Source organism: Amycolatopsis sp. w19, from assembly GCF_051373225.1.
Taxonomy (GTDB): domain Bacteria; phylum Actinomycetota; class Actinomycetes; order Mycobacteriales; family Pseudonocardiaceae; genus Amycolatopsis; species Amycolatopsis japonica.
In genome coordinates this window covers 34,896-51,683 of sequence record NZ_JBPQFM010000004.1, presented here as the reverse complement: position 1 = coordinate 51,683, position 16,788 = coordinate 34,896, and the positions used below count along the sequence as shown (strand labels likewise).

The following is a 16,788-nucleotide window of genomic DNA, read 5'->3' as shown; positions in this document are numbered from 1 at the left end:
AACCCGTCCCGATGTGACATCGCCGGTCCGACCACCCGTTTCGAATCCCCAGGAGACCATCATGAAAGCGCACGTCAGCTCGATCCTTCTCGGCGTCAAGGACCTGGCCACGTCCAAGGCGTTCTACACCGAAGGGCTCGGCTGGAAGATCAAGGACGACTACGGCGTCTCGGTGTTCTCCGAACCGGACGGCGGCTCGCGGGTCGGCTTCTACGGCCGCGAAGGCCTCGCGGGCCAGGTGGGCACGAGCCCGGAAGGCAGTGGCTTCAGCGGGCTGGTCCTCACCTACGTCGTCCGCAGCGAGGCACGCGTCGACGAGGTCGTCGCGGAGGCCGAGAAGGCGGGCGCCACGATCCTGAAGCCCGCGGGTGCTCTGCCGTGGGGCGGGTACGGCGGCACCTTCGCGGACCTGGACGGCTACATCTGGAGCATCGGCTACAGCGCGAAGGGCACTGATCAGCCGTACGCGGAGTGATCTTCCGGTGGGCCCTGGGCCCCTCGTGTTCTCGCGAGGGGCCCGGTGTCTTCGGCATGTCAGCGCCGTGGCGGTCCGGTGTCAGGCGGGTCGGCGATCGTTGCCTCAACAACGAGAGATCACCACCACCAAGGAGTTCGAGATGTCTGTCTTCCCCACCCCGCAGCCGATCGCCGCCACGCTGACCGTCGCCGGCGCCCGGGTTCGCCTCACCGCGAGCGACCGCACCGACACGGTGGTGCTGGTCGAGCCGATCGACGCCACGAGCAAGTCGGACGTGAAGGTCGCCGAGAACACCAAGGTCGGCTTCGACGGCGGAAAGCTGTCGATCGAGACGAAGAAGGCCGGCGGCAAGAACGGCTCGGTCGCCATCACGATCGAGGTGCCCACCGGTTCCGAGCTGGTCCTGAACACGGCCTGGTCGGACGTCGAGGCCGACGGCCGGTTCGGCGATTGTGTGCTGGAGATGTCGTCGGGACAGGCCCGGATCGAGCGCGTCGCGGCGGTGCGGGGCAACCTCGCGGCCGGCGACATCGCGATCGGGCACATCTCCGGGACCGTGGAACTCGACGGCGGCTCGGCCGGCATCCGGATCGGAGAGGTCGAAGGAACCGTCAAGTACTCGGGCGCGACTGGGAAGGTCTGGATCGGGCACGCCCGGTCCGACGTCGAGCTTTCCGGTGCCAGTGGAAGTTTCGACATCGACCGCGCCGACGGCGACATCGTCGCGAAGGCGGCCAACTGCCCGATCCGCATCGGACGGCTGTCGCGCGGCGAGGCCGAACTGGTGAACGCGTCCGGCGGTATCGAGGTCGGCGTCGACGGGGACACCGCGTCGGTGGATGCCAAGAGCACCAAGGGATCCGTGCGCAACTCCGTCGCGACCGACAGCGAGGCCGGGGTCAAGGTCTACGCCCGCACGCGACTGGACGACATCGTCATTCACCGTGCCGCGTGATTCCGGCGGGCGGGGTGGGGTGGGTGGCCGCAGTTAGTCGACTAAATGCGGCCACCCTCGCCCTCCGTATTACCGGCGTAGCGTTGATCTTGTGTCAAGCCCCGATGCGCCCAATGTGGCATTGGGGACACTCACCGCCTCCCATGCCACATTGGGCGCACTCAACTCGCCGGCCTGGGGGCGTAAAGCGAACCCGGCCGCAACCAGCAAGGCGCGAAGGGGCCTATCGCCGCATCAGACGCAGCGAAAGCCCCCTTCAGCCCACTGACAAGACTTGGCCGATGGACGGCGGATCCGGTTCGGCGCGCTTCTCCGGTCCGACAGCCACAATCGGCTGACCGCCGAGGGAATAGCCGCGGTTCGCGAGGCGGGGATCGGGCGGATACTCTACCTCCGGTGGGCGCGGGAAACCGCGCGGGAGCCCAGCCCGTTCGCGGACGATCCCGTGTACCGCAACGCGCCCTTGATCGCCGAGTTGGCCGAGCAGGGCACCACCATGCCGGACGCGTACCGCACGATGCTCGACGACAATCGACGTCAGATCACCGGCGTCTTCGTTCAGCTGAGTGACGCCCACCCGGGCCGCTCGCGATGCGCAGGGAGCACTCGCGCTGAGTGTCGCGGGTGTGCCAGCGTCGGTGATCGCCGAGAGCTAAACCAGGTAAGGGATCGCCTGCTCTCCTAAGACCCAGCGAACCGGTCCAGCGCCGCGAGTTTCCAGGCCCGCTTCACGTCACTCGAATGGTGTCCCGAATCGTCGTCGATCAGCAACTCCGCGCCGGGCCAGGCGCGGGCGAGTTCCCAGGCCGTGTCCACCGGGCAGCTCAGGTCCCGGCGTCCGTGGATCAGCACTCCGGGGATGTCCCGCAACAGGCCGGCGTCGCGGATGAGCGCGCCGGGTTCCAGCCAGGCGGCGCGGGAGTAGTAGTGCGTGACGATGCGCGCGAACGCGAGTTCCCATTCACCGATCGGACCATTGTGGACAGAAGCGCCGGGTTCCAGTGACAGCACGGTGTCCTCCCAGCGGCACCAGGAACGGGCGGCCTCGATTCGGACCCGCGGGTCGGGATCCTCCATGAGCCGTGCGTAGGCGGCGACCAGGTCGCCCGGGATATCACCGCGGAAACGGGCCCATTCCTCGGGAAAGAACCTGCCCGCGCCGTGATACAGCCAGTCGATCTCGGACGGCCGTGTCGTGCTGATGGAGCTGACGACGATCTCGGTGACCCGGTCCGGGAATCGTTCGGCGTAGGCGAGCGCGAGTGTCGTGCCCCATGAACCTCCGGTGACGAGCCAGCGTTCGATCCCCAGGTGTTCCCGCAGGCGTTCCATGTCGGCGACGAGATGGTCCGTCGTGTTGTACCGCATGTCGGTCGCCGGATCGCTCGCGTGCGGGGTGCTGCGGCCGCAGCCGCGCTGATCGAACAGCACCGCGCGATAGCGGGCGGGGTCGAACATCCGCCGCATCCCCGGCGTACAGCCCTGCCCGGGGCCGCCGTGCAGCATGACCGCGGGCTTCCCTGCCGGATTCCCGCAGGTCTCCCAATAGAGGACGTTGCCGTCACCTACATCGAGCAGTCCCTTGTCGTACGGCTCGGCGGGCGGGTACAGATCGATCATGAACCGAGACTAGACCGTCAGTGAGGCCACAAAACACTTTCGCCGCAACGAAGTTCAGCACACCGGCCCTTTCCTCACCGCGCGGAAAGGGGCAGATTCAGAGATTCACCGGCGAAAACCCACGAACGGGGAACCATGGCCGTCGACGGCATGAACTACACCCTCGGGGTGGAAGAGGAGTTCGTCCTGCTCGACCCGATGGACGGCTCGGTCGCGTTGCGCGCGCCCGAGCTTCTCGAAAGCCTCGCCTCCGGACCGGACGTCACCGGTGAGCTGATGCGGTTCCAGATCGAGACCGCGACCGGGGTCTGCCGCGGCCTGGACGAGGTGCGCTCGGAGCTGACCCGGCTGCGGCACCTCGTCGCGACGGCGGCGGAAGCCGACGGCTGCCTGCTGGTGGCGGCGGGGATCCCGCCCGGCGGCCTGCGGGGAGACACGCTCACGCCCGAGCCGCGGTACCGGCGGATGGCGCAGGCGTTCCCGGAGCTGATCGGCGAGGCGGGGACGTGCGCCTGTCATGTGCACGTCGGCATGCCGTCACGGGATCTCGGCGCCCGCGTCCTCGCCGGGCTGCGGCCGTGGCTCGCCCCTTTACTCGCCCTCAGCGCCAACTCCCCAGTGCAGAACGGCGCCGATTCCGGCTGGTCGAGCAGGCGCTTCCCGATCTGGGACCGCTGGCCGACGGCGAAACCGCCCGACGAATGGTCCGGCGCGGCCGCGTACGACCGGAGCATCGGGGAGGCCTTGCGCCGCGGCGCCGCCCTCGACGCGGCGGGCGTGTACTTCTACGCGCGGCTTTCCCCACGGCATCCCACGGTCGAGGTGCGGATCGCCGACGTCTGCCTGGCCGTCGACGACGCGGTGCTCCTCGCGGCTCTGGTGCGCGGGCTGGTCGCGACCTGCGCCGGGGCGGCGAGAGCGCCGCGAGTCCGCGGTGCCCGGATCGACGCCGCCTTGACGGCCGCCGCGCGCCGCGGTCTCGACGGGCCGGGTATCGACGTCTTCACCGGCCGGGAGACCGATCAGCGCGAACTGCTCGGCGAACTCGTCGACTTCATCCGGCCGGCGCTCACGGCCGCGGGCGACGCCGACGACGTCGACCGGGGGTTGGACTCACTGTTCGAACACGGGACCGGCGCGACCCGGCAACGCCGGTTGCTCGCGGAGGCGGCTTCTCCCGGCGAGTTCGCCGCGGATCTCGCCCACGCGACGATGAACGTCCCGGCCCGGTAGGCGAGCCGGCGTCACAGCCAGCCGGACTCGCGCGCGATCCGCACGGCGTCGACCCGGTTGCGGGCACTGAGCTTCGAAACGATCGTCGTCAGGTAGTTCCGCACGGTGCCGGCGGACAGGAACAGTTCGGCGGCGATCTCGGTCGGGTCGGAGCCGACCGACGCCAGCCGGAGCACCTCGATCTCGCGGGCGGTGAGCGGGCAGTCCTCGCTGTCCCAGGCGGCGAGTGCCAGGTCGCCGTCGACGACGCGCCGTCCGGCGGCGACCCCGCGGACCGCGTTGGCGAGCCGGTCGGCGGGCGCGTCCTTGCGCAGGAAACCGTTGACCTTCGCGGCCAGCGCCCGCCGCAGGGTGCCTGGGCTGCCGAGCGAGGTGAGGATCAGCGTGCGGACGCCGGGCAGCTGCTCGTGCAGTTCGGCGGCGGCGGTGAGCCCGTCCTTGCCCGGCAGGTCGATGTCGATCAGCGCGATGTCGGGGCGCGCGGACTGGGCGAGCGGCAGGATCTCGTCGCCACTGGCGCATTCGGCGACGACTTCGATGTCGGGTTCCAAACCGAGCAGCGCGACCAGGGCCCCCCGGACAATGTGCATGTCCTCGGCCACCAGGACCTTGATCATCGACCCCATCTGCCTTTCGCCTGCGTCTCGCCCCACGAGCCGACGATACTATCCTCACACACTCGTTCCGCGAAATGGAAACCGGCCCTTGACCGCCGTGGGGGGACGCGGTCAAGGGCCGGTTCTGTGTTGCCGCGGGAATACGTTCTTCGGACCGCGCCAACACGGCCGGGGAGGTTCCGGCGTGAATGCGCTACCAGGAATTATCCGGCCACCGGCCACCGGGATCCAGTGCGCGCACCACCGGCGCGCCATGGTTTTCGCATGCTCCTCGCCGCGTGAAATTTTCACGTCGGCGCACACATGAATCCATATCCGGCGATGAATCAAGCACTTCAGGAGAAGCCGTGACGAACACTACTGTCGGAAACCACAAAGCACGCCAGAATTCCTCGAGCGAAAGGACGGCACAATGGATGAGACTGTCCGGCGAGCCGTGGAGCGAGCCATTGGGGCCATGAACGAGAAACTGGGCGAAGAGCTCACTATCGACGACATCGCCCGCGCCGCGACCTTCAGCAAATTCCATTTCACCAGGGTGTTCCAGCAGGCCACCGGGGTCTCGCCCGGCCGGTTCCTGTCCGCGCTGCGGCTCGACGAGGCCAAGCGCCTGCTGCTGACCACTTCGATCACGGTCGCCGACATCAGTCACCGCGTGGGCTACAACAGCGTCGGCACCTTCAGCACGCGGTTCAGCAGCCGCGTCGGCCTGTCCCCGTCCGCGTACCGGCGGCAAGGCGGCTTCCAGCGCGGCCTGGCCGGCGAGCCCCGTCCCGGCCCGAAGCGGGCGATCGTCCGCGGTTTCGTGTCGGCGCCGCCGGAGATCTCGCCCGGCCTCGTCTTCGTCGGTCTCTTCCCGACGCGGATCCCCGAGGGCGCGCCCGTGCGGTACACGGTCATCGACGCCCCCGGCGCCTATCAGCTGACCGAGGTCCCGGAGGGCGAGTGGCACCTCGTCGCGCACTGCGTGACCGGCCCGCTCACACGCCGCGGCACCGGGTACACCGGGCACCACGGCCCGATCACCGTCGAGCCGGGGGTCACCGCGCGGCTCGCGGACCTGCGGGTGCGCCCCAAGCGCCTGTTCGACCCGCCGGTCCTGCTGGCGCTGCCCGACCTGCGGCACCGGCCGGAGCCGTTCAAGCGCGCGGCCTGAGCTTCGCCCGGATGTCAGGAAAGGGTCGTTCAAGACGGAAAACGTCCTGAACGACCCTTTCCTGACGTCCACGGGACCTCAGGCGGACAGCCTGCCCACCGAAGGGGCCAGACCGTCCCGGATGTTCCGCCGCCACAGCTCGTAGGCGGGCGTCCCGTCCGCGGCGTCCTCGGTGACCTCGGTCGAGTCGGCCAGCTCGACGGCCTCCTCGATGCTCAGCCCGGCCAGCGCGCGGGCGGCGCGGCGGGTGTGCGGCGGGACGAACGACGAGAACGTCCTCGCCTTCACCGCGAACACGACGCCGAGCCCGAGGTGGTCCTGGTGCTCCCCCGCCGCCTCGCGGAGCCTCACCAGCCCTGGCCGGTCGCAGCCGCCCGCGAAGGTCGCGGCCAGCCCGACCCCGCTCCACAGGTCCGGACGGCGCCCGGCCGGGAAGCGGTTCACCGCCTCGGCGACCTTCACCGGGTCGCCGCCGTTGATGAACCACAGTGCCCGCCCGATGCCCTGATCGCAGGCGCGCGGGAAGTACGCGGGGGCGCCCGCCCACGGGTACGGCTTGGGGACGAACTGCTCGTCGACCCACTGGCGGGTGTCGAAGTAGGCGCGGTCGAAGGCGTACCCGTCGACGGCCAGCCAGCTCATCGTCGGATGGAACGGCACGCCGTCCAGATCCGGCAGCACCTTCTTCCACAGCGGCCGGGGCAGCCGGGCCATCGCGAACCCGATGCCGATGTAGGTCAGGAACACGTGCGGGAGCCCTGGCCCGCTCATCAGTTCGGCCGTGCGGTCCTTCCGGCCGCCGGGCATGACGTCGAGGATGGTGAACGCCATCGCCGCACCCTCGTAGGCGAACCCGCGCATCTCCGGTTCGACCATGTCCAGCCGCCGTTCGGCCTCCCACAGCTCCGGCGCGTCGATCCCCCACTCGAAACCGCACACGACCGCCTGCGGGATCGACTCCAGCCGCGCGGTCGACGGCGTCCTCGGCACTCCGAAACCGCGCCCCTCGAAGCCGACCGAAGCCAGCGAAGGCGCGAACATGACCTTGCGCAGGGCACCCAGCAATGAGCTCATCTTACGTCCTTTGTGGATAGTGGCGGCTTCGCGCGAACCGGCTCATGCCGAGGAGACCATGCCGCGATCGACGTCCGATCGAGTCCGGCGCCGGTACCGCCGAACAGTCCATCGCCGCCTTCGAAAGGAGGGAATTCACCCGTTCGCCGGACTGATTCACCGGAATGGAACGTACTCGACCGGGAATGAAAACCACTCGAGGTAGCAATTTTACCTTCTTCTTTCCTGACAGCGAGTAATCGATCGCTCGCAGTTTCAGTACCCTCGAAGCCGCGCCATCGTCGCAGCTCACCGCCACATTGATCAGCAAAGGCAGGCCACAAGGAAAGGCGCAACCTTGGATCGTGCGATTTCGATTCACTCTTCCGGGTTCGCTATGTACACTGAGAGTTAGCGCGTTTCTGGGGAAGAGGAGGTCGGAGTGATCCGAGTCCTATTGGCCGAGGATATGCACATGGTCCGTGGCGCGTTGGTCGCCCTGCTGAACCTCGAACAGGACATCGAGGTCGTCGCCGAGGTCTGTTCGGGCGACAAGATCCTCCCGATGGCCGCGGAGTATCTCCCGGACGTCGCGATCATCGACATCGATCTGCCTGCCAAGGACGGGCTCGCGGCCGCTTCCGAGCTCTGCCAGCAACTTCCGAGCGTCCGCACGCTGATCCTCACCTCGCTCGGCCGCCCGGGCACCGTGCGCCGCGCGCTCGACGCGAAGGTCAACGGCTTCCTGCTCAAGGACGCGCCCGCCGACAAACTCGCCAACGCCGTCCGCTCGGTCGCGATCGGCCGCCGGGTCATCGACAGCGAACTCGCGTTGTCCGCCTGGGAAACGGAAGACAGCCCACTGACCCCGCGGGAAGCGGAGATCCTCCGCCTCGCCGCGAACGGGCGCACGGTCGCCGACATCGCGGCGGAGCTGTTCCTGTCGCCGGGGACCGTGCGGAACTATCTCGCCACCGTGGTCACGAAACTCAACGCCCGCAACAGGGTGGACGCCATTCGCATCGCCACCGAGTCGGACTGGCTCTGACGCTTTCCGCGTCTTCTCTTTTGCCACAACCGGTTCATCGCTCCAAGTCGTGACGATCGCATACGGCGCAACGAAAAAATCATGGTCCACCGGGTGTTTCCGGCACTGTTCCGAAGGTTCCGCCTCTGTCACCGTCATCGAGGGGGAATCCGCCGGAGGGGCAGGGGATGCACGCGATGACCATCGAACCGGGTGACACGGCCAGCGTGCTGGGGCCACTCGAGCTGCACATCGGCGGAGTCGATCGCGCGCCGAGCACGCCGAAACTCCTGCAACTGCTGGCGATGCTGCTCATCCGTCCCGGCAAGACGGTCCACGTCGACTCCCTCGTCCACGAGCTGTGGAACGACGCGCCCCCGCGCAGTGCCCGCCGGACCCTGCACACCTACGTCCACCATCTCCGCCGTCATCTCGACCCCGAAGGCAACGGCGGCGTGCTGGTCACCAGTCCGCCCGGCTACCGGCTCGAGATCGACGCCGGCGTGGTCGACGTGTCGGAGTTCCACCGGCTCCACCGCCTCGGCCGCGACCTGCTGGACGAAGGCGACAACGCGGCGGCCGCACACGCGTTCCGTACCGCACTGGACCTGTGGTCCGGTCCCCCGCTGGCGAACATCCACTGTGGACCGACCTTGGCCGCCTACACCGTTTATCTGCTGGAGCACCGGCGCAACGCCCGCGACCTGTGGATCGAGGCCGAGATCCGCGCGGGCAGGCACCGGGAGATGCTCGGCGTGCTGCGGTCGCTGACCACCGCCGACCCGTTCGACGAGACGCTGCACGCCCAGCTGATCCGCGCGCTGGGGCTCAGCGGACGGCGCAGCGACGCGCTGGCGTCCTACGAGTGGCTGCGCACCAGGCTCGAGGACGAACTGGGGGTGACACCCTGCGCCGAACTGCGAGAGCTGCACCGCGAACTGCTCTCCGAGGGACATCCGATCCGCTGAACTCGCACCGCCCGCCACCAGATCAAGAAAACTGAGGAGTCAAGCATGACCGCTCGCACCTACGGCCAGTTCTGCGGCCTCGCCCGCGCGCTCGAGATCATCGGGGAACGCTGGTCCCTGCTCGTGATCCGCGATCTCGTGCTCGGGCCGAAGCGTTTCGACGAACTGCAGCACGGCCTGCCGAAGATCCCGACGAGCATCCTGTCGACCCGGCTCAACGAACTCGAACGGCACGGGGTCGTCCAGCGCCGGGTGCTCTCGCAGCTCGACGCCGGGGTGGTCTACGAGCTGACCGACTACGGCAACGACCTCGACCAGATCCTGCTGCAGCTGGGCCTGTGGGGCGCCCGTTCGCTCACCGACCCGGCCGCCGACGACCTGTTCACCCTCGACGCGGCCATCCTGTCGCTGTACACGACGTTCCAGCCCGACGCGGCCCGCGGCATCGAATGCGCGTTCGAGCTGCACTACGGCGATCAGATCATCGTGCACGCGGTCATCGAGGACGGTGCCATCACGGCCGGGGAGGGCCCGCACCCGAACCCCGACGTCATCATCGAGCCGCGCGGCCCGGTCGTGCTGAAGCTGCTGAACGGCGAGATGGACGCCGCCAGCGCGCTCACCTGCGGCGCGGTGGCCATCAAGGGCGAACCGGCGATGCTGGAGCTGTTCACCAGGCTCTTCCACATCCCGTCGGCCCCGTCGAAGGCCGACGGGCTCGTCACCCACTGAAGAAGGTCCGGTGGCGGGGACCGGACGCCGGTCCCCGCCGCCGTCACTCGAAGCGCGAGGTGTCGCCGGCGCCCCGGCGCACGATCTCCGGCTCGCCCGACGAGAAGTCGATGACCGTGGTGGGCTCGACCCCGCAGTCGCCGGAGTCGATCACCGCGTCCACCACGTGCTCCAGATGTTCCTTGATGTCCCAGCCCTGGGTCATCGGCTCCTCCTGGTCGGGCAGCAGCAGCGTGCTCGACAGGAGCGGCTCGCCGAGTTCGCCGAGCAGGGCCTGGGTGACCACGTGGTCCGGGATGCGCACGCCGACCGTCTTCTTCTTGGCGTGCAGCAGACGGCGCGGAACCTCCTTGGTGGCCGGGAGGATGAACGTGTAACTGCCCGGGGTGGACGCCTTGACCGCGCGGAAGACCGCGTTGTCCACGTGCACGAACTGGCCCAGCTGGGCGAAGTCCTGGCACACCAGGGTGAAGTGGTGGCGGTCGTCGAGCTTGCGGATGCTCCGGATGCGGTCGATGCCCTGTTTGTTCCCGAGCTGGCAGCCGAGGGCGAAACAGGAGTCCGTCGGGTACGCGATGAGCCCGTCCTCGCGCAGGATGTCGACGACCTGTCCGATCGCGCGTCGTTGCGGATTCTCCGGATGTACGTCGAAATACCTGGCCATGCGCAGAGCTTAGGGCCACGGGCGCCCCGCCGCCGAGAGCGCCCGTCCCGCGTGGCGCACCCCGGGCGGCGTACAAAATGGAACCCACGTCTTCCATAGTGGCGTGTTCCGCGATCGGCGGCGTGGTCCGAACGTCCCACACCCGCGCGGGTGACCGCGGGGATTTTCCCAGTACCGGGCCGGGAAAACGACTCCTTGATCATCCTTCTCCCGTCGTCGGAAACGGGAACCGGGGTAACGAAGATGGGTTAGGATCCGAATCACACCGCGACGGGGGTCGTGCGACGGCCTCGGCCGTCGCAAGGGGGCTGCACGACCAAGGATCAAGACTTCTTCTGTTACCACTGGGGTGCCTGTGCCGGAACAGCTCGCGGTGACCGCCGAACCTCTGGGTACCGCCGGGGTGGACCGGCGCCCGCGGCGGGCGCTGTTCCTCGCCGGGCTGATCATCACCGTCGTCTTCGTCAACTCCTGCCTGTTCGGTCTCCTCGGCGTCCTGCTCCAGCCGGGGGTGGACTTCTGGCAGGGACTGCTGGCCGTGCTGTACGTCGGGCCCGTGCTGGCGATCCAGCTCTTCTTCTTCAGCCGTCCGGCGGTCCGGCTCGACACCAGGCTCGCGAAGGCCATGCTGGCGGTGCAGGCGTGCCTGGCGTTCCTGTCGACCCTGCACTTCGATGCGGCGCTGAGCTCACTGATCACCCTCGCGGCGGGTAGCGCGCCGCTGCTGTTCCGGCCGCGGACGGGCTGGACGGTGTGCATCGCGTTCCTGGCCGGCACGATCTGGATCCTGTGGGCCAACGACGAAAGCTGGCTCGGCGCGGTGTTCGACAGCGTCACCGCGGTCTTCTACGCCCTGGTCGTGTACCTGCTGACCTGGCTCGCGCGGCTGGTGACCGAACTGCACCAGGCCAGGACCGAGCTGGCGAGACGCGCCGTGGCCGAACAGCGGCTGGCCTTCGCGAGGGACCTGCACGACCTGCTCGGCCTCAGCCTGTCCGCGATCGCGCTCAAGGGCGAACTGGTGCACCGCCTGCTGCGGAAGTCACTGGACCGGGCCCGTGAGGAGCTCGCCGAGATCACCGGGATCGCCCAGCGGACGCTGTCGGACGTGCGGTCGGTGGCCAGGGGTTACCGGGAGCTGTCGCTCGACAAGGAATCGCGGACCGCGGTGTCGCTGCTCTCGGCGTCGAACGTCGCGGTGCGGGTCGACCTCCAGCAGGTCGACCTCCCGGTCAAGCTGCGCACCCTGCTGGCGAAGGTGCTCCGCGAAGGCGTCACGAACGTGCTCCGCTACACCGGCGTCGAGCACTGCGAGATCACCGTACGCGAGAACGGCGGCCGGGTCGCGCTGGAGATCGTCCACGACGGGACGGCGCACGAGGACGTCCCCGAGGAGACGGCCGAGAGCCTGCGCGAGGTGACCGCGGAGGTCGCCGGGCACGGCGGGAAGCTGAGCGCGGGCCCCGACGCCGCGGGCCGGTGGCGGCTGCACGCCGAACTCCCGGTGCCCGAACAGGCCGAGCCCACCGAGACGGCGCTGGCCGAGGGGTCCGGGCGCTGGTCCCGGATCGACGCCAGGAACGTCCAGTGGACGATGACGGTGGTCTTCATCGTCTTCAGCCTCTCCGCGATGGCCCGTGCGGTCATGCTGACCGACGACGGCTGGTCGCTCGCGCTCATCGCCGGCTACCTCACCGCGCTGACCACGCTGCAGCTGTCCTATTTCGCCCGCCCGAACGTCCGGCTGCGCTCGCGGCAGAGCTACGCGCTGCTGTTCGTCCAGGCCTGCCTGATCTTCCTGCCGTTGATCCCGCTCGGGAGCGCGTGGGTGAGCCTGCCGAGCCTGTTCGCCGGCACCGCGCTGCTGGTGCTGCCGCCGCTGGCCGGATGGACGGCGTTCGCGGTGACCGCCGCCGGTGTGCTGATGATCCGGATCAGCTACGGCACCGACTTCCTCGGCGGCTTCTACACCTTCGCGTCCATCCTGAACACCGGGCTGATGGTGTTCGGTCTCATCTGGCTGATCCGGCTGGTGACCGAACTGGGCGAGACCAGGAAACGCCTCGCCGAGGTCGCGGTCGCGGAGGAGCGGCTGCGGTTCGCCCGCGATCTGCACGACCTGCTGGGGATGAGCCTGTCGGCGATCGCGCTGAAGAGCGAACTGACCAGCCGGATCATGGACATCGACACCGATCGCGCCTCCGACGAACTGCTGGAGATCCTCGGGCTGACACGGCAGGCGCTGAGCGACGTCCGGTCGGTGGCGAGCGGTTACCGCGAACTGTCGCTGGATCAGGAGTCGCGGTCGGCGCAGGCGGTTCTGGTGGCCGCCGACGTCCAGGTGCGGCTGGAGATCGAGCACGAGGACCTGCCGACGACGGTGCGGACCGTACTGGCCGTGGTGCTGCGCGAGGGCGTGACGAACGTGTTGCGGCACAGCAAGGTCGAACGCTGCGAGATCGCCGTGCGGCGGATCGGCGACGGCGTCGCGCTCGACATCGTCAACGACGGTGTGGTGAACGGACGGCCGCCGAAGCCGGAGCAGCCGGTGCGGGTGGAGGCCCCCGGCAGCGGCATCACGAACATGTCCGATCGCGTCGCTGGGCTGGGCGGGGAGCTGACCGCCGGGGTCGAGGCCGATGGGCGGTTCCGGTTGCGTGCCGTGGTGCCCGTTTAGATCCAGCCGGACTCTTTGGCGATGCGGATCGCGTCGACCCGGTTGCGCGCGTTGAGCTTCGACACGATCGTGGTCAGGTAGTTGCGCACGGTTCCGGTGGAGAGGAAGGCCTTCGCCGCGACCTCCAGGGTGTCGCGGCCTTCGGCGGTCAGCCGCAGGACGTCGATCTCCCGCGGCGTCAGCGGGCATTCCACGGTGTCCCAGGCGGCGAGGGCGAGGTCGCCGTCGACCATCCGCCGTCCGGCCGCCACCCCGCGCACGGCGTTGGCGAGTTTCTCCGCGGGAGCGTCCTTCAGCAGGAAGCCGTTCACTTTGGCCGCCAAGGCCCGGCGGAGCGTGCCGGGTCTGCCGAGGCTGGTCAGGATCAGGGTCCTGACCTCCGGGAGCTGCTCGTGGAGTTCGGTGGCCGCGGTGAGCCCGTCCTTGCCGGGGAGGTCGATGTCGATGATCGCGACCTGGGTGCGGGAGATCCGCGCGGCGGGGAGGATCTCGTCACCCGACGCGACTTCGGACACCACTTCGATATCCGGTTCCAGCCGCAGCAGCGCCACGAGCGCCCCTCTGACGATGTGCATGTCTTCGGCCACGAGAACTCTGATCACCATGGCGCTGCCCCCTCACGCACACCCCCATGGCCCCAACATAAACACGCCCGCACGGAACGCGTTCCACCGTTCGGGTGGTGAGTCGGCGCGGGCACCCTGGCGAAAGGGGTCGCCTGGTGACGGATTCCGCTGCCGGTCGGCTACTTTCCGTCGACGTGGCGGAGGCGTCCTCCGCACACGAACCGGCCGCCACTCGTCTTCGGGGTACGAGTGACGGCCGGAGAAGGCCACTCAGCTCGCTTCGGCCAGCGGCGGGGCGGTGCAGCAGGCGCCGGTGAAACAGTTGAACGCCTCGCCGCGGTGCTGATTGGTCCAATGGTCGAACCGGTCGATCACGAGCTCGACCTGGTTCCCGGCGGACCCGGTGTCGATCCCCCGGACGGCGAAGAGCGAGCGGACGTTGTCGGTGGCCGTGTTCCTCATCGATGGCTCCCAGGCTGGTCGGTGGTGTTCCTTCGATGAGGAAATCGTGCAGCTCAGGGCGGGTACGCGGCCAGTGCCATGCATCATCGCGGGGATGTGCTTTTCGCCTATGCCGGAAGGTTCCCTCCGGCTGCTCCGTTTCCGCGATCATGGGCACCGGACGGAGCAATGGGCACCGGTTTCGACGACGGAAAGTGGCAGGCCGAACGCAGCGCGAGACGGTGACCGCTCGTGGTCACCTCTCACCCGGATGGACCAGTCAGGGGGAATCCTCTTCGAGCAGCGTCGCGAGGCCGGCGTAGCCGCCTTCCTTCAGCCGCACACCCGAGACCTTCGCGTAGGCGGCGTCGGCGCGGATCCCGAGCCCTTCCACCATCCGGTTCATGAAGTTGAACAGGGCGCAGACGAGGACGGCGTCGTGCAGCGCGGCCTCGTCCCAGCCAGCCGCGTACACCGCTTCGGCGTCCGCGTCGGTCATCCGGGCGGGAGTGCGCGTCAGCTTGCCCACGTAGGCCAGCACGGGCTTCATCCGGTCGTCCACGGGCGAGGAGTCGAGATCGGCCAGTGCGGCCGTCAGAAGTCCTTCCGGCACACCGAAAGCCTCCGCGGTGACGGTGTGGACCCCGTGGCAGTACCCGCAATCGTTGACACCGGAGACGTAGGCCGCGATCAGCTCCCGCTCCCCGGCGCCGAACGCCGACGGCGCCCGCATGAGAAGTTCGTGGAGGTCCAGCAGTTTCGCCGCGGGCGCGGGGAACTTCCGGAAGACCTGCAGCAGTGTGGCGTCAGTCGGCAAAGACCCGAGATAGGACATCCTGTGTATCGCTCCCGTTTTCCGGCGCCCGCCGGCGTGCGGCGAACTCCTCGACGTCGTCGCGACGCAGCCAGCAGGCCGCGAGGCACGCCACCGATGCCGGTCCCAGCCCGGTCACCGTGGCGGTGACCCGCGCGGTGGCGTGTTCCCATTCTCGGCGCAGGGAGCCCGCCGCCGTCATCTCCGGACCTGCTTCGATCACCGGCCGGACCGCGCGCCAGCGAACGATCCCGGCCTCGACGAGTGCGTCGAGGCCGAGGTCGAGCGCCTCGTGCCGGGCCTGATCGACGGCGAGCGCGACCAGCGCGGGTTCGTCGGCGAGCCGGGCCAGCCCGACCCCGGCGAGCAGGCGTTCGGCGTCCAGGCCCAGCAGGATCACCCCCGACTCGGTCGAGGGCGCGTCGTCGATCGACGGCAGGGTGAAACGGGAGTCGTAGGGTTCAGACACGGGCGACGTCCTTCGTGGCCGTCCGCAGCGGGGTGTCCCGGCGCAGGTTACCGGCGACGGCCGCCGCGACCCGGGCGGTGGCGACCCGGTGGCCGTCGATGTTGCGGGCGGCCGGGCCCAGTGCCATCCCCGCGGCCGCGCCGACCGCGAAGACACGCGGCGCGCCGGCGTAGGCGAAAGTGCGTTCGTCCAGCCGCGGCCAGCCGCCGCGGTCGAGAACGGCGTCGTCGGGCATCAGGCCGTCACCGATCGACGGCGTGGTGCCGAGTGCCAGTACGGCGTGGTCCACGGCGATCCGCGAACCGTCTTCGAAGTGGAGCCCGACGCCCGGCGTCACCCTCGTGATCGCCTTGCCGCGATGCACGATCAGCCGCCCTTCGGCTTCGGCCGCCTCGAGCGTCGGCCGGAACTCGAACATGATCGACGCGCGCCGGAACCGGCCCATCAGTTCGAGCCGCTCGGACCAGCTCACCCCGTCGAAGCGGGCACGGCCTTCGGGACGGAAGAACGACGAGTTGACGTCGGCGCACTGATAGCGTTCGCCCGCTTCGCGGACCACCCAGTGCACCTCGCGCCCTTGGGCGAGCCCGTTGGAGATCAGGTGCGCGGCGGTGAGGCCGGCGCCGACGACGGCGAGGCGTTTCCCCGCGCCGGGAACGGGTTCGTCCCAATAGGTCACGCCGCGCGGTGGATGGCCGCCACCCCACCAGGTGTCCGGGGCGGACCGGCGCTCCTCGCCGAGGCAGAGCACGACGTGGCGCGCCGTGACGGAGAACCGGTCGGCGCGCACGGTGACCGCGTCCGAGGTCGGCAGCACCTCGCGGACCGAGCCGCGCCAGGTCCGTTCGGTGACGTGGTGGCTCGCGGCCAGATGACGGCAATAGGCCTCGAAGACGTCGACCGGGACGACCGAGCGATGTCCGGCCTGCGCCATGCGGATCTCCCGGCGCTCCACCGGGGTCAGCACCGACCAGTGCAGCCGCGCGAAGTCCAGCAGTTCGCAGTCGCGGTAGCCCTCGACGCCGGGGTGGTGTTCGTACGGCGACCGCAGCACGCGCTGGCCGAGCAGGTCGACGCGGTCGAAGAACCGGCCGCAGGGACGGCCGTCGCGGTCGACGACGACGAGGTCGCGGACGCCGTGGTGCCACAGGGCAGAAGCGACGGCGAGCCCGGCCGGACCCGCCCCGACGATGACGACGTCGGCGGAGGACGGCGGTTCGGGGGTGACCGCCGCGCGGAGGCCGGGGACGGCCGGCCACTCCCGCCCGCGCGGCGATGCGAGCAGATGAGGTCCGGGGACGAAGGTGATCACCGGTGT

At 69.2% G+C, this 16,788-nt stretch carries 18 protein-coding genes; 9 read left to right on the top strand and 9 right to left on the bottom strand.

Annotation, left to right across the window (positions count from 1 at the left end; all coding sequences use genetic code 11):
- Positions 1-61 precede the first annotated feature (61 nt).
- From ACSMFO_RS10930 to ACSMFO_RS10920, 3 genes are all read left to right on the top strand, one after another.
- Positions 62-475 carry a VOC family protein gene (locus tag ACSMFO_RS10930; protein WP_436458401.1) on the top strand — a complete coding sequence of 138 codons (414 nt, stop codon included), beginning with the start codon at positions 62-64 and terminating at the stop codon, positions 473-475.
- A gap of 142 nt (positions 476-617) precedes the next feature.
- On the top strand, positions 618-1,433 hold the full coding sequence (locus tag ACSMFO_RS10925) for a DUF4097 family beta strand repeat-containing protein (protein WP_436458400.1): 816 nt from the start codon (positions 618-620) through the stop codon (positions 1,431-1,433).
- 274 nt (positions 1,434-1,707) lie between these two features.
- A complete protein-coding gene (locus ACSMFO_RS10920) occupies positions 1,708-2,118 on the top strand; it encodes a tyrosine-protein phosphatase (RefSeq protein WP_436458399.1) in 411 nt (136 codons plus the stop codon).
- Here ACSMFO_RS10920 and pip read toward each other — a convergent pair.
- Complete coding sequence (gene pip, locus ACSMFO_RS10915; protein WP_436458397.1) at positions 2,115-3,053, bottom strand: prolyl aminopeptidase; 939 nt, start codon at positions 3,051-3,053, stop codon at positions 2,115-2,117. The two genes, ACSMFO_RS10920 and pip, sit on opposite strands and share 4 nt — an antisense overlap.
- Before the next feature lie 135 nt (positions 3,054-3,188).
- Here pip and ACSMFO_RS10910 point away from each other — a divergent pair, with 135 nt between their 5' ends.
- A complete protein-coding gene (locus ACSMFO_RS10910) occupies positions 3,189-4,286 on the top strand; it encodes a carboxylate-amine ligase (protein WP_436458396.1) in 1,098 nt (365 codons plus the stop codon).
- Positions 4,287-4,297: 11 nt separating this feature from the next.
- Here the strand turns inward: ACSMFO_RS10910 and ACSMFO_RS10905 are convergent, their stop codons facing one another.
- Positions 4,298-4,903 (bottom strand): response regulator transcription factor, encoded by a 606-nt coding sequence (locus ACSMFO_RS10905; RefSeq protein ID WP_038524115.1) that lies wholly within the window; start codon positions 4,901-4,903, stop codon positions 4,298-4,300.
- Between the two features lie 457 nt (positions 4,904-5,360).
- Between ACSMFO_RS10905 and ACSMFO_RS10900 the strand changes: the two genes are divergently transcribed.
- A complete protein-coding gene (locus ACSMFO_RS10900) occupies positions 5,361-6,059 on the top strand; it encodes a helix-turn-helix transcriptional regulator (protein WP_360087369.1) in 699 nt (232 codons plus the stop codon).
- Between the two features lie 78 nt (positions 6,060-6,137).
- On the opposite strand, the gene ACSMFO_RS10895 is transcribed toward ACSMFO_RS10900, so the two are convergent.
- Positions 6,138-7,133, bottom strand: a complete 996-nt coding sequence (locus tag ACSMFO_RS10895; protein WP_436458394.1) for a DUF1702 family protein — start codon at positions 7,131-7,133, stop codon at positions 6,138-6,140.
- Positions 7,134-7,554: 421 nt separating this feature from the next.
- On the opposite strand from ACSMFO_RS10895, the gene ACSMFO_RS10890 reads away from it, so the two are divergent.
- The 3 genes from ACSMFO_RS10890 (at position 7,555) to ACSMFO_RS10880 (ending at position 9,839) form a co-directional block, all read left to right on the top strand.
- Positions 7,555-8,160: a response regulator transcription factor gene (locus tag ACSMFO_RS10890; RefSeq protein WP_038517437.1), complete on the top strand. Its 606-nt coding sequence runs from the start codon at positions 7,555-7,557 to the stop codon at positions 8,158-8,160.
- Positions 8,161-8,327: 167 nt separating this feature from the next.
- Positions 8,328-9,107 (top strand): AfsR/SARP family transcriptional regulator, encoded by a 780-nt coding sequence (locus ACSMFO_RS10885; RefSeq protein WP_436458392.1) that lies wholly within the window; start codon positions 8,328-8,330, stop codon positions 9,105-9,107.
- A 45-nt stretch (positions 9,108-9,152) separates the two neighbouring features.
- Positions 9,153-9,839, top strand: coding sequence for a winged helix-turn-helix transcriptional regulator (locus ACSMFO_RS10880; RefSeq protein ID WP_038517440.1), 687 nt, complete (start codon positions 9,153-9,155; stop codon positions 9,837-9,839).
- A gap of 43 nt (positions 9,840-9,882) precedes the next feature.
- Here the strand turns inward: ACSMFO_RS10880 and ACSMFO_RS10875 are convergent, their stop codons facing one another.
- Positions 9,883-10,503 carry an L-threonylcarbamoyladenylate synthase gene (locus ACSMFO_RS10875; RefSeq protein ID WP_005154159.1) on the bottom strand — a complete coding sequence of 207 codons (621 nt, stop codon included), beginning with the start codon at positions 10,501-10,503 and terminating at the stop codon, positions 9,883-9,885.
- A gap of 355 nt (positions 10,504-10,858) precedes the next feature.
- On the opposite strand from ACSMFO_RS10875, the gene ACSMFO_RS10870 reads away from it, so the two are divergent.
- A complete protein-coding gene (locus ACSMFO_RS10870) occupies positions 10,859-13,180 on the top strand; it encodes a sensor histidine kinase (RefSeq protein WP_083649926.1) in 2,322 nt (773 codons plus the stop codon).
- Here the strand turns inward: ACSMFO_RS10870 and ACSMFO_RS10865 are convergent.
- The 5 genes from ACSMFO_RS10865 to ACSMFO_RS10845 all read right to left on the bottom strand — a co-directional run bounded on the left by ACSMFO_RS10865 (position 13,177) and on the right by ACSMFO_RS10845 (position 16,782).
- Positions 13,177-13,785, bottom strand: a complete 609-nt coding sequence (locus ACSMFO_RS10865; RefSeq protein WP_360087357.1) for a response regulator transcription factor — start codon at positions 13,783-13,785, stop codon at positions 13,177-13,179. The genes ACSMFO_RS10870 and ACSMFO_RS10865 overlap by 4 nt on opposite strands.
- Before the next feature lie 231 nt (positions 13,786-14,016).
- The gene (locus ACSMFO_RS10860) at positions 14,017-14,208 is read right to left on the bottom strand and encodes a hypothetical protein (RefSeq protein ID WP_038517444.1); all 192 of its coding nucleotides are present in this window, start codon (positions 14,206-14,208) and stop codon (positions 14,017-14,019) included.
- Between the two features lie 259 nt (positions 14,209-14,467).
- Entirely contained in the window at positions 14,468-15,022 is a 555-nt protein-coding gene (locus ACSMFO_RS10855) for a carboxymuconolactone decarboxylase family protein (RefSeq protein WP_038517447.1), read from the bottom strand.
- Positions 14,994-15,470 (bottom strand): DUF6187 family protein, encoded by a 477-nt coding sequence (locus ACSMFO_RS10850; protein ID WP_436458388.1) that lies wholly within the window; start codon positions 15,468-15,470, stop codon positions 14,994-14,996. Before ACSMFO_RS10850 ends, ACSMFO_RS10855 begins: the two co-directional genes overlap by 29 nt.
- Positions 15,463-16,782, bottom strand: coding sequence for an FAD-dependent oxidoreductase (locus ACSMFO_RS10845; RefSeq protein WP_436458386.1), 1,320 nt, complete (start codon positions 16,780-16,782; stop codon positions 15,463-15,465). The genes ACSMFO_RS10850 and ACSMFO_RS10845 overlap by 8 nt, the downstream gene beginning before the upstream one ends.
- Between the last annotated feature and the right edge of the window lie 6 nt (positions 16,783-16,788).